The sequence below is a fragment of the Streptomyces sp. NTD107 genome (assembly GCF_059510435.1).
The window spans coordinates 319,234-335,777 of record NZ_JCAJZV010000007.1; the positions used below are offsets into that span (position 1 = coordinate 319,234).

The 16,544-nt window shown below is 72.5% G+C and carries 16 protein-coding genes; 8 read left to right on the plus strand and 8 right to left on the minus strand.

What is annotated here, in order from left to right:
• Nucleotides 1–30 precede the first annotated feature (30 nt).
• The 6 genes from dacB (at nt 31) to folE (ending at nt 7,493) form a co-directional block, all read left to right on the plus strand.
• Nucleotides 31–1,443 (plus strand): D-alanyl-D-alanine carboxypeptidase/D-alanyl-D-alanine endopeptidase, encoded by a 1,413-nt coding sequence (gene dacB / locus AC5WRL_RS17235; protein ID WP_496089429.1) that lies wholly within the window; start codon nt 31–33, stop codon nt 1,441–1,443.
• 136 nt (nt 1,444–1,579) lie between these two features.
• Nucleotides 1,580–2,695, plus strand: coding sequence for a zinc-dependent metalloprotease (locus AC5WRL_RS17240; protein WP_496089430.1), 1,116 nt, complete (start codon nt 1,580–1,582; stop codon nt 2,693–2,695).
• Between the two features lie 186 nt (nt 2,696–2,881).
• Nucleotides 2,882–3,931: a tRNA lysidine(34) synthetase TilS gene (gene tilS / locus AC5WRL_RS17245; RefSeq protein ID WP_496089431.1), complete on the plus strand. Its 1,050-nt coding sequence runs from the start codon at nt 2,882–2,884 to the stop codon at nt 3,929–3,931.
• 43 nt (nt 3,932–3,974) lie between these two features.
• Complete coding sequence (gene hpt, locus AC5WRL_RS17250) at nt 3,975–4,514, plus strand: hypoxanthine phosphoribosyltransferase (protein WP_496089501.1); 540 nt, start codon at nt 3,975–3,977, stop codon at nt 4,512–4,514.
• Nucleotides 4,515–4,736: 222 nt separating this feature from the next.
• Nucleotides 4,737–6,776 (plus strand): ATP-dependent zinc metalloprotease FtsH, encoded by a 2,040-nt coding sequence (gene ftsH / locus AC5WRL_RS17255; RefSeq protein ID WP_496089502.1) that lies wholly within the window; start codon nt 4,737–4,739, stop codon nt 6,774–6,776.
• Between the two features lie 114 nt (nt 6,777–6,890).
• On the plus strand, nt 6,891–7,493 hold the full coding sequence (gene folE, locus AC5WRL_RS17260; RefSeq protein ID WP_496089432.1) for a GTP cyclohydrolase I FolE: 603 nt from the start codon (nt 6,891–6,893) through the stop codon (nt 7,491–7,493).
• A 179-nt stretch (nt 7,494–7,672) separates the two neighbouring features.
• On the opposite strand, the gene AC5WRL_RS17265 is transcribed toward folE, so the two are convergent.
• The 4 genes from AC5WRL_RS17265 to AC5WRL_RS17280 form a co-directional block, all read right to left on the minus strand.
• A complete protein-coding gene (locus AC5WRL_RS17265; RefSeq protein ID WP_496089433.1) occupies nt 7,673–8,446 on the minus strand; it encodes a hypothetical protein in 774 nt (257 codons plus the stop codon).
• Nucleotides 8,447–8,541: 95 nt separating this feature from the next.
• Nucleotides 8,542–9,531, minus strand: coding sequence for an ABC transporter substrate-binding protein (locus tag AC5WRL_RS17270; protein ID WP_496089434.1), 990 nt, complete (start codon nt 9,529–9,531; stop codon nt 8,542–8,544).
• Nucleotides 9,532–9,620: 89 nt separating this feature from the next.
• Complete coding sequence (locus AC5WRL_RS17275) at nt 9,621–10,406, minus strand: ABC transporter permease (protein WP_496089435.1); 786 nt, start codon at nt 10,404–10,406, stop codon at nt 9,621–9,623.
• Entirely contained in the window at nt 10,403–11,113 is a 711-nt protein-coding gene (locus AC5WRL_RS17280; protein ID WP_496089436.1) for an ABC transporter permease, read from the minus strand. Before AC5WRL_RS17280 ends, AC5WRL_RS17275 begins: the two co-directional genes overlap by 4 nt.
• A gap of 40 nt (nt 11,114–11,153) precedes the next feature.
• On the opposite strand from AC5WRL_RS17280, the gene AC5WRL_RS17285 reads away from it, so the two are divergent.
• Nucleotides 11,154–12,284, plus strand: coding sequence for an ABC transporter ATP-binding protein (locus AC5WRL_RS17285; protein WP_496089437.1), 1,131 nt, complete (start codon nt 11,154–11,156; stop codon nt 12,282–12,284).
• 6 nt (nt 12,285–12,290) lie between these two features.
• On the opposite strand, the gene AC5WRL_RS17290 is transcribed toward AC5WRL_RS17285, so the two are convergent.
• The 4 genes from AC5WRL_RS17290 to AC5WRL_RS17305 all read right to left on the minus strand — a co-directional run bounded on the left by AC5WRL_RS17290 (nt 12,291) and on the right by AC5WRL_RS17305 (nt 14,990).
• A complete protein-coding gene (locus AC5WRL_RS17290; protein WP_496089438.1) occupies nt 12,291–12,797 on the minus strand; it encodes a DUF3180 domain-containing protein in 507 nt (168 codons plus the stop codon).
• Nucleotides 12,798–12,842: 45 nt separating this feature from the next.
• The gene (gene folK / locus AC5WRL_RS17295; protein ID WP_496089439.1) at nt 12,843–13,454 is read right to left on the minus strand and encodes a 2-amino-4-hydroxy-6-hydroxymethyldihydropteridine diphosphokinase; all 612 of its coding nucleotides are present in this window, start codon (nt 13,452–13,454) and stop codon (nt 12,843–12,845) included.
• The gene (gene folB, locus AC5WRL_RS17300) at nt 13,451–13,810 is read right to left on the minus strand and encodes a dihydroneopterin aldolase (RefSeq protein ID WP_496089440.1); all 360 of its coding nucleotides are present in this window, start codon (nt 13,808–13,810) and stop codon (nt 13,451–13,453) included. The genes folK and folB overlap by 4 nt, the downstream gene beginning before the upstream one ends.
• Nucleotides 13,811–13,955: 145 nt before the next feature.
• The gene (locus tag AC5WRL_RS17305) at nt 13,956–14,990 is read right to left on the minus strand and encodes an Lrp/AsnC family transcriptional regulator (RefSeq protein WP_496089441.1); all 1,035 of its coding nucleotides are present in this window, start codon (nt 14,988–14,990) and stop codon (nt 13,956–13,958) included.
• Between the two features lie 110 nt (nt 14,991–15,100).
• On the opposite strand from AC5WRL_RS17305, the gene AC5WRL_RS17310 reads away from it, so the two are divergent.
• Nucleotides 15,101–16,528 carry an MFS transporter gene (locus AC5WRL_RS17310; protein WP_496089442.1) on the plus strand — a complete coding sequence of 476 codons (1,428 nt, stop codon included), beginning with the start codon at nt 15,101–15,103 and terminating at the stop codon, nt 16,526–16,528.
• The last annotated feature ends 16 nt before the right edge of the window (nt 16,529–16,544 follow it).

Sequence of the window (16,544 nt, forward strand, 5' to 3'; positions counted from 1 at the left end):
GTCGCTGTGCCGGTGCGGTGGTCTTCAGCGGTGCGCGTGGTACTCGGCGCACCCACCCGGCGGCTGGTCGTCGCGGCCGGCGCCGCGGGGCTCGCCGCCGCCGCGGCGACCGTCGCGCTGGCCGGGCCGTGGGACTCGGGACAGCGTACGGCCGAGCGGCACGCGGCGGCCGGTCTCGCCGCCGAGCGCGAGGTCGCCGACCTGGAGAAGATCGTCGCGGGGCTGCCGTCCGCGCCGCCCGTCCTGGACCCGCTGGGGGAGAAGGTGTCCGGGGCCGGTGGGGTGGCCGATCTCAGCGGTGTACTGGCCCCGCTGGGCGACCCGGCGCTCGGCTCGGGCGGCGCGGCCGTCTCGGTCGTGGACATCGCGGACGGCACCGTGCTGTACACCTCGGGGCCGGACGCGGCCCGCACCCCCGCCTCCACCGTCAAGCTGGTCACCTCGGTGGCGGCGCTGCGCGCGCTGGGCCCCGACCACCGGCTGTCCACCACCGTCGGCTGGGACGCGGCGGCCGGCCGGGTGGTGCTGGTGGGCGGCGGCGACCCGACCGTACTGGCCGCCGACTACCAGACGCTCGCCCAGGAGACCGCGGCGGCGCTGGCCGAACGCGGCGTCGACGCGGTGCGGGTCGGCTACGACATCTCGCTGTGGGACGGCGGCGAGGCGGAGCACCCCATCGGCGTCAACGACAACATCGCCCCGCTGACCGCGCTCCAGGTCAACGAGGGCCGCCTGGACGACTCCACGCACGGCCCGACGCTGCGCTCCACCGACCCGGCGGGGGACGCCGCCCGTACGTTCACCGACGCCCTCGGGGCGGCCGGGGTGGCGGTGACCGGGGAGCCGGAGCAGGCCGCCGGCCAGGACACCGAACGGCTCGCCCGGCACCGCTCGGCCCCGATGTCGGTGCTGGTGGAGCGGATGCTGACGTACAGCGACAACGACCTGGCGGAGGCGCTGGCCCGGGCCACCGCCCTCAAGGCCGGCCAGCCGGTCACCTTCGACGGCGTGGGCCGGGCGATCGGCGACGAACTCGCCGGGCTCGGCCTGCCGATGACCCATGTGCGCATCGTGGACGGCAGCGGCCTGGACCGCGAGGGGCTGCTCACCGCCCAGCTGCTGACCGGGGTGCTGACGGCCGCCGCCGACCCGGACCACCCGGAGCTGCGGCCCGCGCTGACCGGGATGCCGGTGGCCGGCTTCACCGGCACGCTGACCAGCCGCTACACCGCCGGTGCGGCAACGGCGGCGGACGGCGCCGGCGTGGTCCGCGCCAAGACCGGCACCCTCACCGGGGTCAACACCCTGGCCGGCACGGCCGTCACCCCGGACGGCCGGGTCCTGGCCTTCGCCTTCCTGGCCAACGAGACCACCGACGCCAACGCGGCCCAGACCACCCTGGACGAGGCCGCCACCGCCCTGGCCACCTGCCGCTGCGGCTGACTCCGGCCGGGCCCCGTCGCTCGACCGGCCCAGTGCCGTCCGGCACCGCCCCGCCCCTGCCGCAGCGGTGCGCCGGGGTGCGAAGGGGGGCGGTGGTGGCTACCGGTCGCGGGAGCGGCGCCGTACCGTGGGGCGCATGACGAGTTTCGGCGGTACGGATCTGGTCGACTGGAATCTCGCGGTCTCCACGGCGGCCCGGATGACGCGGCCGGGGCCCGAGGTGAGCCGCGACGAGGCCCGGGCCGTCGTCGCCGAGCTGCGCCGGCACGCCGAGGCCGCGCAGCGGCATGTGCACGGCTTCACCGGCCTCGACAACGGGGCCACCGACACCCCCGTGCTGGTGGTGGACCGGCCCGGCTGGACCCGGGCCAATGTGGCCGGCTTCCGCGAACTGCTCTCCCCGGTGATGGTGCGGATGCGTGAGCGCCGCTCCGCGATCCCCGGCGGCGGCGCGCTGACCGCCGTCGGCTCCAAGGTCACCGGCGTCGAGATCGGGATGCTGATGTCCTTCCTGTCCTCGCGGGTGCTGGGCCAGTACGAGACGTTCGCGCCGCCCTCCGCCGGGCTGCCGGCCCGTCCCGGTGGCGGCCGGCTGCTGCTGGTCGCGCCCAACATCGTCCAGGTCGAACGGGAACTCGGCGTGCACCCGCACGACTTCCGGCTGTGGGTGTGCCTGCACGAGGAGACGCACCGCACCCAGTTCACCGCCGTGCCCTGGCTGCGCGACCACCTGGAGGGCGAGATCCAGGGCTTCCTCAAGGAGTCCGACGTGGACCCGGGCACCCTGGTGGAGCGGTTCCGGCAGGCCGCCCAGTCGGTCACCGGCAAGAACCCCGAGGGGGCGGAGCCGGACAGCGGACGCGGTCTGGTCGATCTCGTCCAGACCCCGCGGCAGCGCGAGATCCTTGACCGGCTCACCGCCGTGATGTCCCTGCTTGAGGGCCACGCCGACTACGTCATGGACGGCGTCGGCCCCGCCATCGTGCCGTCCGTCGCCGAGATCCGGGAGAAGTTCACCCGCCGCCGCGCGGCCGGCGCCGGGCGGCTGGACCGGGCGCTGCGCAAGATGCTGGGCATGGACGCCAAGCTGCGCCAGTACCAGGAGGGTGAGCGCTTCGTGCGGACGGTCGTGGAGCGGGCGGGCATGACGGGCTTCAACAAGGTGTGGACCTCCCCGAACACCCTGCCCACCAAGGAGGAGATCGCGGACCCGGAGAAATGGGTGACCCGGGTGCGCCCGGCCGGGAGCTGAGCGGCGGCCGGGGCAGCCATACGCATCGATATCACTCGTACGAGGGACCGTCGGGCGATAGTTGGCGTGCGATGCTCAGGTAACAGGGCTCCTCTGTCACCATTTACGCACCCAGCGTGACATTGCTCCCCGAGCCCCCACCCTCCTCAGCTCCCCCGAGCTTCCCCAGGAAGAAGTGATTCGGACATGGGTCCCCACCCCGCGGTCGCGGCGATACGTCTGGCAGTCCGCCGTGTGCTGAACGATCTGCTGCACGAACACGAACACCCCGATCCCTCCCCGCTCCATCCCCCGCTCGTCCTGGTCGCCGCCTCCGGTGGCGCCGACTCCATGGCCCTCGCCTCCGCGCTCGCCTTCGAGGCTCCCCGGGCCGGCCTGCGGGCCGGCGCCGTCACCGTCGATCACGGCCTCCAGGACGGCTCCGCCGCCCGCGCCGCCGAGGTCGCCGAGCGCCTCACCGAACTGGGCCTGGCCCCCGTCGACATCGCCACCGTGACCGTGGGCCGCTCCGGCGGCGCCGAGGCCGCCGCCCGTACCGCCCGCTACCGGGCGCTGGACGCCGCCGCCGACCGCCACCGGGCCGCCGCCGTCCTCCTGGGCCACACCCGCGACGACCAGGCCGAGACGGTCCTCCTCGGCCTCGCCCGGGGCTCCGGCGTCCGCTCGCTGTCCGGCATGGCCGCCGTCTCCGGCGGCGCCGCGGGGCACACCGGCCGCTACCGCCGCCCGTTCCTCGGCGTGGACCGGCAGACCACCCGCAAGGCGTGCCTGGTCCAGTCGCTGCCCGTGTGGGACGACCCGCACAACACCGACCCCTCCTACACCCGCTCCCGGGTCCGCCACGAGGCGCTGCCCATCCTGGAGAAGGCCCTGGGCCGCGGCGTCGTCGAGGCGCTGGCCCGTACCGCCGCCCTCGCCCGCGACGACGCCGACGCGCTCGACACCTGGGCCGCCACCGCCGAACGCTCCGCCACCGCCGAGGACGGCTCGCTCACCATCGCCGATCTCGTCCCGCTGCCGCCCGCCGTACGGCGCCGGGTGCTGCGCCGGGCGGCCATCACGGCGGGCGCCCCGGCCGGCTCGCTCTTCGCCCGGCACATCGAGGAGACCGACCGGCTGATCACCGACTGGCACGGCCAGCGACCGCTGAATCTGCCCGGCCGGGTGGAGGCCGCGAGGCAGGGTGGCAGACTGGTGCTCCGGCAGGCGGACCGAGCAGACCGGGCGGACCGCTGAGAGCGGCAAGCGGCAGAGAGTGACGCGGGTGCACGAGAAGGACATGGGCGCGGACCTGGAGTCGGTGCTCATCACCAAGGAAGAGATCGACGCGAAGCTGGCCGAGCTGGCCGCGAAGATCGACACGGAGTACGCGGGCAAGGACCTGCTCCTGGTCGGGGTGCTCAAGGGAGCGGTGATGGTCATGGCCGACCTCGCCCGGGCCCTGTCCTCACCCGTCACGATGGACTGGATGGCGGTGTCCTCGTACGGCGCGGGCACCCAGTCGTCCGGGGTGGTGCGGATCCTCAAGGATCTGGACACCGACATCAAGGGCCGGGACGTCCTGATCGTCGAGGACATCATCGACTCGGGGCTGACCCTGTCCTGGCTGCTGTCGAACCTGGGTTCGCGTGAGCCGGCGTCGCTGAAGGTGGTGACGCTGCTGCGCAAGCCCGACGCGGCGAAGGTCGACATAGAGGTGGAGTGGGTCGGCTTCGACATCCCCAATGAATTCGTGGTGGGATACGGCCTGGACTACGCCGAGAAGTACCGGAATCTCCCCTTTGTCGGCACGCTCGCGCCGCACGTCTACCAGGGCTGATCGAGGGCTGACCGACCCCCGCGGAACGCATCGGGACCGCCCCGCGTTGTCGTGGGGACGGACAAGCGGTCATATCCCACCGTCCCCGGCGCCGCCGGAGGGCCGCTTTGGGGTACGGTCGCGGTTGAGACAGGACGCAGAACACCGCCGCGCACAGCGGATCCCAGCCGGGGGCTGTGCCTCTACATGGCAGGAGGGACGGGGCCACACCGCCCCGTGTGAATAGACGTGAAGCGCTATTTCCGTGGGCCAGTGATGTGGATCGTACTGGCCGTCCTTGCCGTGGTACTGCTGATGCAGGTGTTCACCTCGTCCGAGGGCTACAAGAAGGTGGACACGGGCAAGGTCGTCCAGGCGATCGCCCAGAACCACGTCCAGTCCGCCGAGCTCACCACCGGCGACGAGCAGACCATCAAGATCGAGCTGAAGCCCGGCCAGGAGATCGAGGGCAAGACCAAGGTCCAGGCCAACTACATCGACGGCCAGGGCGAGAACCTGGCCGGCACGCTCCAGGACAAGCTCGCCGCGGGTGACCTGGAGGGCGGCTACACCGTCTCGCCGAAGTCGCAGAACCCGTTCGTCGGGATGCTGCTGTCCATCCTGCCGTTCCTGCTGATCATCGTGGTCTTCCTGTTCCTGATGAACCAGATGCAGGGCGGCGGCTCCCGGGTGATGCAGTTCGGGAAGTCCAAGGCCAAGCTGATCAGCAAGGACACCCCGAAGACCACCTTCGCGGACGTGGCCGGCTCGGACGAGGCCGTCGAGGAACTGCACGAGATCAAGGAGTTCCTCCAGGAGCCCGGCAAGTTCCAGGCCGTCGGCGCCAAGATCCCCAAGGGCGTCCTGCTGTACGGCCCGCCCGGCACCGGCAAGACGCTGCTGGCGCGCGCCGTGGCCGGCGAGGCCGGGGTGCCGTTCTACTCCATCTCCGGCTCCGACTTCGTCGAGATGTTCGTGGGTGTCGGCGCCTCCCGGGTCCGTGACCTGTTCGAGCAGGCCAAGGCCAACGCCCCGGCGATCGTCTTCGTCGACGAGATCGACGCGGTCGGCCGGCACCGGGGCGCCGGCATGGGCGGCGGGCACGACGAGCGCGAGCAGACCCTCAACCAGCTGCTGGTCGAGATGGACGGCTTCGACGTCAAGGGCGGGGTCATCCTGATCGCCGCCACCAACCGCCCCGACATCCTGGACCCGGCGCTGCTGCGGCCCGGCCGGTTCGACCGGCAGATCGCGGTGGACCGCCCCGACATGCAGGGCCGGCTCGAAATCCTCAAGGTGCACCAGAAGGGCAAGCCGGTCGCCCCGGACGTCGATCTGGGCGCGGTGGCCCGCCGTACCCCCGGCTTCACCGGTGCCGACCTCAACAACGTCCTCAACGAGGCGGCGCTGCTGGCCGCCCGTGGCAACGCCAAGCTGATCGACAACTCCTTCCTGGACGAGGCGATCGACCGCGTCGTGGCCGGTCCGCAGAAGCGCACCCGGATCATGAGCGACAAGGAGAAGATGATCACCGCGTACCACGAGGGCGGGCACGCCCTGGTCGCGGCGGCCTCTCCGAACAGCGACCCGGTGCACAAGGTGACGATCCTGTCCCGGGGCCGGGCGCTGGGCTACACCATGGTGCTGCCGGAGGAGGACAAGTACTCCACCACCCGTAACGAGATGCTGGACCGGCTCGCCTACATGATGGGTGGCCGCGCGGCGGAGGAGCTGGTCTTCCACGACCCGACCACCGGCGCCGGCGATGACATCGAGAAGGCGACGGGGACGGCACGCTCGATGGTCACCCAGTACGGGATGACCGAGCGGCTCGGTGCGATCAAGTTCGGCTCCGACCAGTCCGAGCCCTTCCTGGGCAAGGAGATGTCCCACCAGCGCGACTACTCCGAGGAGGTCGCCGGGCTGGTGGACGAGGAGGTCAAGAAGCTGATCGAGACCGCGCACAACGAGGCGTGGGAGATCCTGGTGGAGAACCGGGACGTGCTCGACAACCTCGTGCTGGAGCTGCTGGAGAAGGAGACGCTGAACAAGGAGGAGCTGGCGGAGATCTTCCGCCCGGTCATCAAGCGCCCGGCCCGCCCGGCGTGGACCGGCTCCGCCCGGCGTACCCCCTCGACCCGGCCGCCGGTGTCCGTTCCGGTGAAGAACGTGCAGCTGGCCAACGGCAGCAATGGCGGCGGTCAGGGCAACGGCGAGGGCGGCAGCCCCTCGCTGGAGAAGATCATCAGCACCGACCCGGGAGACCGGCCCACCGCCGAGTGAACCTGGTCACCACGGAATACCGGCCGCGCCCCCCAGCCTTTAGGGTTGGGGGGCGCGGCCGTTCATATCGGCCCATTGAGTCGCATTTGCTGACAGGGACAAGGCGGGGAGCACATGACCGACCCGGTGACGGCGGGGGCGGGCCACGTCGGCACGTTCGACGAGAAGCGCGCCGAGAACGCCATTCGTGAGTTGCTGATCGCGGTCGGCGAGGATCCCGACCGGGAGGGCCTGCGGGACACCCCGGCGCGGGTGGCACGGGCGTACCGGGAGATATTCGCCGGGCTGTGGCAGGAGCCGGAGGACGTGCTGACCACCACGTTCGATCTGGGCCACGACGAGATGGTGCTGGTGAAGGACATCGAGGTGATGTCCTCGTGCGAGCACCATCTGGTGCCGTTCGTGGGCAAGGCCCATGTCGGCTACATCCCGTCCTCCAGCGGGAAGATCACCGGCCTGTCGAAGCTGGCCCGGCTGGTGGACGTCTTCGCGCGCCGCCCGCAGGTGCAGGAGCGGCTGACGACGCAGATCGCCGACTCGCTCATGCGGATTCTGGAGCCGCGCGGGGTGATCGTGGTGGTCGAGTGCGAGCACATGTGCATGACGATGCGGGGCGTACGCAAGCCGGGCGCCAAGACCACCACCTCGGCGGTGCGCGGCCAGCTGCGGGACGCGGCGACCCGTGCCGAGGCGATGAGCCTGATCCTCTCCCGGTAGGGGCCGGGCGCCGGGCCGGGCTCCGGGGAGAGACATCAGTCGCGACCGGGGGCACGTTCGGCTCTGCCTCTGCCTCTGCCTCCGCCCACCGCCTTGGGCCCGTTCGGCCCGGTCCGCGATCCGCGATCCGCGGACCGTGGCCGTGCCGTCCGTAGGCCCCGGCCGGTTCTTCCGGCCGGTCAGTGCTTGCCGGCTCGCGGGGTGCCGAAGAAGTCGAAGGCGGCGGGGGTGGCCGGGGCGCCTGGGGCGGTCTGGGCGGGCTGCTCGGTGCGCGGTGCGGCCGGGGCCGGCTGCTGGGGCAGGGGGCGGGCCGGCGGGGCGGTGGTCGCCTCGGCCTGCGCGCGTTCCTCCCGCTCGCGCGCCTTCTCCTGGCGGACGCCGTTGCGGGAGAGGTTGCCGAGCGCTTCGTACGCCTGGAGATACGTCAGCTGGGTGGGCGCGCCGCCCGAGGTGCGGTGGTCGGTGGCCTGCGCGGGGAGCGCCTTGGCCGGTTCGGCGGCCTCCAGGGCCAGCTGCCGGCGGCCCTCCAGCGCCTTGGCCCGCTCGGTCTCGGCGGTGGCGTAGCGGCGCAGCAGGTCGGCGTGTTCCGAGCGGAGCCGGCCCAGCTCGATGCGCTTGGCGCGGACCTTGGCCTCCAGGGTGGAGACCAGTTCCTGGGCCTCCTCCAGCTCGGCCTGTTTCTCCTCGACCTGCCAGCTGATGCCGGCCTTGGCGGCGCGTTCGCGGGCGACCTTGCGGCCGGCCTCCAGGTCCCAGCGGCGCAGCAGCAGTGCCGCGCCGACGGCGGCCACCGCGGCGAGCGCGGTCAGGGCGCGCAGCACCACGATCGCGCCGTCGCTGATGCCGGTGCCCACGAACCAGGCGGCGCCGGCGCTCAGTGCGGCGACGCCGCCCAGTGCGGCAGGAATCAGCACCCGGTGCAGTGGTGCGTTGCGGTGACGTCCACGTGCCATGCCCGAAACTTACCGTGACGCCCGGGGCGGTCGGGACCCACCGGGCGGACCGTTCTCAGGTGGTTACATTCCGCTGTGGCGGCCCGGGGGTGGGTTCAGCTGCTGAGCAGGCCCTTCTCCTGGAGGTAACTCCCGGCCACATCAGCGGCCTTGAGGCGTTCGCTGTCCACCTGGCGGTTGAGTTCGATCAGATCGTCGGTGGTGAGGGTGGCGGTGAGCCGGTTGAGGGCGTCGGTGATTTTGGTGTCGTCGCCGATGCCGGAGTGGAGCACGGGCAGCAGATTGTCGGCGAGTTGGAGATTCTTGTCGTCCTCAAGCAGCACCAGGTCGAAGTCGTCCAGGGTGGCGTCGGTGGTGGTGACGAGGACGAGCTGGTCGGTGCCGTCCTTGACGGCCTGCTTGGCCTGGACGGTGCCGACCCCCTTGGGGTCTATCCCGGTGATGTCGATGCCGTAGGTGTTCTCAAGTCCCGGCTGGCAGAACGGACGTTCGGGGCATTCATCACCGGCCGCCAGCTTGATCGGCAGGCCGGTGGCGCCCAGGTCGGAGAGGGTGGTCAGGTTGTGTTCGGCGGCGAAGTCCTTGCTGACGGCGAAGGCGTTCTGGTTGACGGCCTCGCCCGCGTTCAGCACGGTCAGCCCGCGGGGTTGGGCCAGTTCGCGCAGTGCGTCGACGGTGGCGACGGGGTCGGCGGAGGCGATCAGCGGCGCGTCCTCGCCGTTGACCCGGGAGTTGAGGAACTCGGTGAGGGTGGCGGCGTATTCGGGCACGATGTCGATCGAGCCCTTCTCCAGCTCGGGCTCGTACAGTTCGCGGTTCTGCACCGTGATGATCTCGGTGGTGTAGCCGGCGTCGGTGAGCAGCTGGGAGTAGAGCTCGGCCATGATGGTGCCCTCGGTGAAGTCGCCGCCGCCGATGGTGAGGGTGCCGGTGGACTGCGAGCCGTCCCGGTCGCCGCTGCCACCGCCCTCCGATTCCAGGCTGTCGCCGCCGCCGCACGCGGTGAGTGCCAGGGCGAGGGCGGCGCTGCCGCAGGTGGCGCCGAGCAGTCGGCGGAGGGGGGTACGGGGGGTGGTCGCGGTCACGTGTCTTGCCCTTCGACGGTGGTGGGTTCGGCTTCTTCGGCTCTTGTCGGGGTCCATGGCTGTGGCTGTGGCTGTGGCGGTGGCTGTGGTTATGGGCGGGCCGGGGCCCCGGCGGCCCCGGCGGCCTCGGTGGCCGGCCGCGGGCCGGCGGGTACGGGCGCCGGGGGTACGTCGGTGGCCGGCCCGCGCTCGCCGCGCCGGCTTCGGCGGCGGGCCGGGTCGAGCAGCCGCTGGAGCAGTGCCAGCAGCCCCTCCACGGTGAGCGCGAGCAGCGCCACCAGCACGGCGCCCGCCACCACCTGGGAGGTGCGGTAGGTGGCGAAGCCGGCGGTGATGATCCGGCCCAGGCCGCCGCCGCCGGGGAGCGCGGCGAGGGTGGCGGTGGCCACGATCTGGACGGCGGCGGTGCGTACCCCGGTCATCAGCAGGGGGAAGGCGAGCGGGAGTTCCACCCGGCCAAGCACCTGCCACCGCGACATGCCCATGCCCCGGGCGGCCTGCACGATGTCGCGGTCGGTGCCGGCGATCCCCACGTACGCGTTGGTGAGCAGCGGCGGCACCGCGAAGAGCACCAGGGCGATGAGGGTGGGGAGTTCGCCGTATCTGGCGAGCGGGGTGAGGGTGAGCAGCACCAGGACGGCGAAGGTGGGCACGGCGCGGCCGGCGTTGGAGATGTTGATGGCCAGTGCCCCGCCGACGCGGCGTCCGCCGCCGTGGCCGAGCCACATGGCGAGCGGCAGTGCGATGGCGCAGGCGGCCAGCAGGGCGACGGCGGTGAGGTAGAGGTGTTCGCCCAGCCGTGCGGCGATGCCGGCGTCGCCGCTCCAGTGGTCGGCGGTGGTGAGCCACTTCCAGGCCCCGGTCATGGCGTTCACGCGGTGCGGCCCTTCGCGGTGGCGGCGGCCCGGGGCCCGGATCTGGACCTGGACCAGGGGGTGAGGGCCCGCTGAACGGCGAGCAGCAGCAGATCGGCGGTGACGGCGAGCAGCACGCACAGCACGGAGGCGGTGAGCACTTCCGCCTTGAAGTAGCTCTGCATGCCGCTGTAGATGAGGTTGCCGAGGCCGCCGTGGCCGACGATGGCGCCCACCGTGGTGAGGGAGACGGCGGAGACGGTGGCGATCCTTATGCCGGCCATGACGGCGGGCAGGGCGAGCGGCAGTTCGACGGTGAGGAGCAGCCGGCCGCGCCCGTAGCCCATGCCGAGCGCCGCGTCCCGTACCTCGGTGGGCACCGAGCGCAGCCCGGTGAGCATGTTGCGCACCAGGACGGTGAGGGAGTACAGCACCAGGCCGCACACCACCACCGACATGGAGAGCCCGAAGAAGGGCAGCAGCAGCGCGTACATGGCGAGGGAGGGGACGGTGTAGAGGACGGTGGTCAGCCCCAGGAGTGAGCCGGCGGCCAGCCGCCAGCGGCGGGCCAGCAGGGCGAGCGGGAAGGCGACCACGATGGCGATGGCGATCGCGGAGGCCGTGATGACGAGGTGTTGCACGGTGGCGTCGGTCAGCTCCTGGCTGCGGGTGCGTACGTACTCCCCGCAGATCCAGTCGTTCGCCACCAGGCAACTATTCGCACTCATGTCCACGACCCTAGGCGGTAAACCTGACAGACTTGTGAACATGCTGCTTTTCGACCACGTCACCAAGCGCTACCCCGACGGCACCCTGGCGGTGGACGAGCTGTGTCTGGAGGTGGCGGAGGGCGAACTGGTGACCCTCGTCGGGCCATCGGGGTGCGGCAAGACCACCACCATGAAGATGGTCAACCGGCTGGAAACACCCACCTCGGGGCGGGTGCTGCTGGCCGGCGAGGACATCGCCGGCCACGACCCGGTACGGCTGCGGCGCCGGATCGGTTACGTCATCCAGCAGGTCGGCCTCTTCCCGCACCGGACGGTGCTCGACAACACCGCGACCGTGCCCGTACTGCTGGGCGAGCGCCGGGCGGCGGCGCGCCGGCGGGCCGCCGAACTGCTGGAGCTGGTGGGGCTGGACCCCGCGGTGTACGGGGGCCGCTACCCCGACCAGTTGTCGGGTGGTCAGCGGCAGCGGGTCGGGGTGGCGCGGGCGCTGGCCGCCGACCCGCCGGTGCTGCTGATGGACGAGCCGTTCGGGGCGGTGGACCCGGTGGTGCGCGAGCGGCTCCAGAGTGAGTTCCTGCGGCTCCAGGCCGAGGTGCGCAAGACGGTGCTGTTCGTCACCCACGACATCGAGGAGGCGGTCCGGCTCGGCGACCGGATCGCGGTGTTCGGGCAGGGCCGGGTCGAGCAGTTCGACACCCCGGCGACCGTGCTCGGCGCGCCCGCCAATGACTATGTGGCGTCCTTCGTGGGCAGCGACCGCGGGCTCAAGCGGCTGTCGGTGACGCCGGTGGAGAGCGCGGATCTGGAGCAGCCGCCGGTGGTCCATCTGACCGACCCGATGGCGCTGGCCTGCCGCCGGATGCGGGCGGACGGCGCGCGCTGGGCGGTGGTGCTGGACGAGGCGGACGGGCTGCACGGCTGGGTGCCGATACCGGCGGAGACCGGAGCCGGGCCCGACCCGGAGGGCACGGTGGCCGATCATGCCCGGCGGATGGAGGCGTGGCTGCCGGTGGGCGCCTCGCTCAAGCAGGCGTTCGCCACCATGCTCCAGTACGACGCGGGGTGGATCGCCGTGCTGGACGGGGACCGCTTCCTCGGGGTGTTGACCCCGGCGAGCCTGCACGCGGCGCTGCGCCGCTCGGTCGCGGAGACCGCCGCCGCGGCCTGATGAGGCTCAGATGGGGGAGCCCATCGGGCCGCGCCGGTGGTGGTCGTGGTCGTCGCCGTCGCCGTCCGGGAGCTTGCAGACCCGCTCCAGATAGAGGGCGGCGGCGCACACCGCGATGCCGGCGATGACGGACAGGCCCGCGTACACCGCCTGTTCGCGCCGGTTGGACACCTCCATCAGCTCCAGCAGCAAGAACAGCCCGAATCCCCCGTACAACCCCGCCACCAGCGCCGACACCAGCGCGCTCGCCTGCCCGAAGACCACCGCGCGGGCCGCCATGAGCGGCTCCACCGGGCGGGCGCCAGGGCGCCGTTCGCGCTGCGCCCGCAGCCGGCCGCGCAGCGACAGCGCGGTGGCCAGCAGTACGGCGGCGATCAGCGCCAGGATGACGGGGGCCGGCAGTGGAACGGCGGGCAGTGTGCCCAGCGAGTTCCACAGCCCGGCACCGGCCCAGCCGAAGGCGAACGCGGCGGCGAACAGCCCCACGAGATTCCTGATCCGCAGTTGGTTCACCGCTGTGCGCGCCCCTCGTTCATTCCGTCGTTCCGCGCCGCCCGCTCAGTCGGGCAGCGCCAGCTTCAGATCGGTGCGCGCGGTGATGCCCTGCTCCGGCAGCGCCGACAGAAGATCGGCGACCCGGCCCTGCCCCGGCACCTCGGCCGCCGGATCGACATCGTGCCACGGCACGAGCACGAAGGCCCGTTCGTGGGCGTGCGGATGCGGGAGGGTGAGCTCCGGATCGTCCGAGAGGACACCCTGGTAGGCCACGATGTCCACATCGATGGTGCGCGGCCCCCAGCGCTCGTCCCGTACCCGCTCGAACGCCTCCTCGATGGCGTGCGCGCGCTCCAGGAGGGAGGCGGGCGGGAGGGTCGTCTTCACGACGATCACCGCGTTGAAGTACGTGGCCTGGCTGCCGCTGGGCACCCCCCACGGCTCGGTCTCGTACACGGGGGAGACGGCTTTCACCCGCAGCCCCGGGGTGTCCTCCAGCGCGTCGATGGCGCCCTGGAGGGTTTCCAGCCGGTTGCCGAGGTTGCTGCCCAGGGAGAGCACGGCGCGTTTGGGGTTGTGGAGGGTCGAGTCGGCGGCGTCGACCTGCTGCACCACGGAGGCGGGCACCGGCTGGACGGTCGGATCGGGAGTGGACGCGGCATTGCTGGGGGTCATGCTCGGCTCCGCTTGATGGTGATGGTCACGTCGTCGAAGGGAACGGTGATCGGCGCCTGCGGCTTGTGAAGGGTGACCTCTGCCTCGTGAATCGCGGTGAACGCCAGGCAACGGTCGGCGATCCGCTGGGCGAGCGTCTCCAGAAGATCGACCGGCTCGCCGCTGATGAGGGCGGTGACCTCCTGGGCCACCACCCCGTAGTCCACGGTCTTCGCCAGATCGTCGGTCGCGGCGGCGGGCCGGGTGTCCAGGCCCAGGACGAGGTCCACGGTGAACCACTGGCCGCCCTCCCGCTCGTGCGGGAGCACGCCGTGGAACCCCCTGGCCCGCAGCCCGCGCAGCGTGATGCGATCCATGGCCTGCTCCCTTCGTACTGGTGTCACTGGTGTTTCTGATGCTGCTGGGTGTCGCTGTTACCGGCGTGTTGCCGGTGGCACATTCGAATCTACCTGCGCCCGGTGACAGCCCTTGTCAGCGGCGGCTACCCGCGCACCGCACCGGCTAAGCTCCGCCACCCACCCCATCACGGGCGGCGCCGCGCCGCCGGGGCGGGGTCGGGCCCGGGCCCTTGACGATCCGGGTGGCGATCGCCGTCTCCATCCGGTCCACGCCGGGCAACTGAGCCACCGGGCCGGTGAGATAGTCGTACAACGCTGCGGTGTCTTTGCACACCAGTGCGGCGAACAGGTTGTACGTGCCGGTGATGGCCGTGGCGAATCCCACCTCGTCATGGCCGGCCAGCGCCTCACCGGTGGCGGCCAGCAGAGCCGGCGGCACACTCAGCCGCAGCACCGCGTACAGCGACAGGTCGAAGATCTCGGCGTCGTAGTGGACATCGAAATACAGCGAGCCGTCCGACCCCAGCTGACGCAACCGGCGCCGTACCGTGCTCGGCGACCAGCCGGTGGCCGCCGCCAGCTCGGCCGGCGAGGCCCGGCCGTCCATCGCGAGGACGGCCGCCAGCGCCCGGTCCCCGTCCGTCAGCGGCCCCGGCGGGGCCACCCCCGTCACCCGGGGCGGCGCGAGCGCCGCGACCTCCCGCGCCGTCAGCACCCCCGACTTGGTGACCCGGTTCTCCTCCTGGCCGAAGAACATGTGCAGCCGGCGCATCGCCGTCACCTCCAGCACCTGCCGGCTGCGCGGCAGCTGATCCAGCAGCGACACCCGGCCCGGCGCCGCGCCGACCCGCATCCGGGCGTCCGGGGACCGCACCGCCAGCGAGATCTCCGTACCGCCCGACAGCACCACCACCCACATGGTGTCCGCCCGCTCGGCGAGCGTGCCGGCCAGCGTGTCGGCGGTGCCGGGCGCGCAGCGCACTCGCAGCAGCCAGCTCAGCTCGCCGCGCGCCTCCGCCCGCAGCAGACCCATCACCCGGATGGAGTCGGTGGCGCGCAGCCGCGCGTAGCGGCGGGCCACCGTCTGGTCGGAGACGCCGAGGGCGGCGGCGATCTTCGCGAACGGAGCCCGGGCGTCCAACTGGAGCGCGTAGGTGAGACGGCGGTCCAGATCGTCGAAGCGCATGTCGGATCTCACGTCCAGCAGCGTAGGCAATGTCGAATCCCACCGGAATGGCGGAGGTGACTGGGACACGACGCCAGGCGGGCGGACCCTGACGGCAGACCGGAACACGGAGGAGAGAGCCGATGCGAGGCAAGTGGTGGCCGCTGCTGGCGGTGTGCCTGGGCAATTTCATGCTGCTGATCGATGTGACGATCGTGGCCCCGGCACTGCCGGAGATGGCGGATGAGCTGGAGACCGGGTTCGGCGCGCTGCAATGGGTGATGGACGCGTACGCGCTGGCGCTGGCCGCGCTGCTGATGGCCGCGGGCGCGGCCGGGGACCGGTACGGGCGGCGCCGGCTGTACGTGCTCGGCCTCGCCGTGTTCGCGGCGGCCTCCCTCGCGTGCGGGGCCGCGCCGAACGCCGGGACGCTGATCGCGGCGCGGGTGGTGCAGGGCGTGGCGGCGGCGGCGATGTTCGCCACCAACGCCCCGCTGCTGGCCGCCACCTACCGGGGCCGCGACCGGGGCATCGCCTTCGGCGCCTGGGGCGCGGTCGCGGGGGCCGCCGCCGCGCTGGGGGTGGTGATCGGCGGGCTGCTGACCGAGTACGCGGGCTGGCGCTGGGTGTATCTGGTGAATGTGCCGCTCGCGGTGCTGACCATCGCGGTCACCTGGAAGGTGCTGGGCGAATCCCGCGACGAGGGCGCGCGGCCGATCGACTGGCGGGGGACCGTACTGTTCACCGCCGCCGCCGGGGCGCTGGTCTACGGCCTGATCGAGGGCAACGAGGCCGGCTGGACCGCCCCGGCGACGCTGACCGCGCTGGGGGTGGCGCTGCTCGCGGCGGCGGCGTTCGCCGGGTCCCGGCCCACGCTGCTGGAGCTGCGGCTGCTGCGGCAGCCGTCGTTCGCGGTACTGCTGGCGGCCGGCGCGGTGCTCTCGGCGGCGGCCTTCGCGCACTACGGCTACACCATGCTGTGGCTTCAGTCGGCGCTCGGGATGGGGCCGGTCGAGGCCGGCCTGGCGATCATGCCGGCGGCCGGCACCGCGTTTGTGACGGCGGGGATCGCCGGGCGCTTCATGCAGCGCGTGCCGCCCCGGATCCCGGTGGCCGCCGGGCTCGGGCTGATCGGGGCGGGCACGCTGCTCCAGACGGCGATCGGCGCCGGCTCGGCCTGGACCGTGCTGGTGCCGGGCCTGATCGTGGCCGGGGTGGGGGTCGGCCTGGCCACCCCGGTGCTGGTCTCGGCGGCGCTGGCGGCGGTGGCGCCGGAGCGCGCGGGCATGGCGAGCGGCGCCATCAACACCGCCCGCCAGCTGGGCATGGCGGTGGGCATCGCGGTCCTGGGCACGCTCTTCAGCACGCTGGGCCCCGGCACGGACCCGGCGAGCTGGGCGGCGGCGGGCGACACCGTCCGCGCCTCGTTCGCGGACGGCCTGCGCGCCATCTATCTGACGGCGGGCGTCGCGGCCCTGCTGACGGCGGCGGCGGTCACGGCGGTCCGTACCCCCCGTACGACAGCGGCCGGGGGAACAGCGGAACCCGCCCCGCTGCCGGCCCGCGCCTGACGACCGGGGGCCGGCC

Coding starts and splice junctions, on each gene's coding strand:
- hpt (WP_496089501.1), top strand. CDS start 3,975: ATGGGCGCGGACCTGGAGTCGGTGCTCATCACCAAGGAAGAGATCGAC.
- folK (WP_496089439.1), bottom strand. CDS start 13,454: ATGACCCCCAGCAATGCCGCGTCCACTCCCGATCCGACCGTCCAGCCG.
- folE (WP_496089432.1), top strand. CDS start 6,891: ATGACCGACCCGGTGACGGCGGGGGCGGGCCACGTCGGCACGTTCGAC.
- AC5WRL_RS17285 (WP_496089437.1), top strand. CDS start 11,154: ATGCTGCTTTTCGACCACGTCACCAAGCGCTACCCCGACGGCACCCTG.
- tilS (WP_496089431.1), top strand. CDS start 2,882: ATGGGTCCCCACCCCGCGGTCGCGGCGATACGTCTGGCAGTCCGCCGT.
- AC5WRL_RS17265 (WP_496089433.1), bottom strand. CDS start 8,446: ATGGCACGTGGACGTCACCGCAACGCACCACTGCACCGGGTGCTGATT.
- AC5WRL_RS17310 (WP_496089442.1), top strand. CDS start 15,101: ATGCGAGGCAAGTGGTGGCCGCTGCTGGCGGTGTGCCTGGGCAATTTC.
- folB (WP_496089440.1), bottom strand. CDS start 13,810: ATGGATCGCATCACGCTGCGCGGGCTGCGGGCCAGGGGGTTCCACGGC.
- AC5WRL_RS17280 (WP_496089436.1), bottom strand. CDS start 11,113: ATGAGTGCGAATAGTTGCCTGGTGGCGAACGACTGGATCTGCGGGGAG.
- AC5WRL_RS17240 (WP_496089430.1), top strand. CDS start 1,580: ATGACGAGTTTCGGCGGTACGGATCTGGTCGACTGGAATCTCGCGGTC.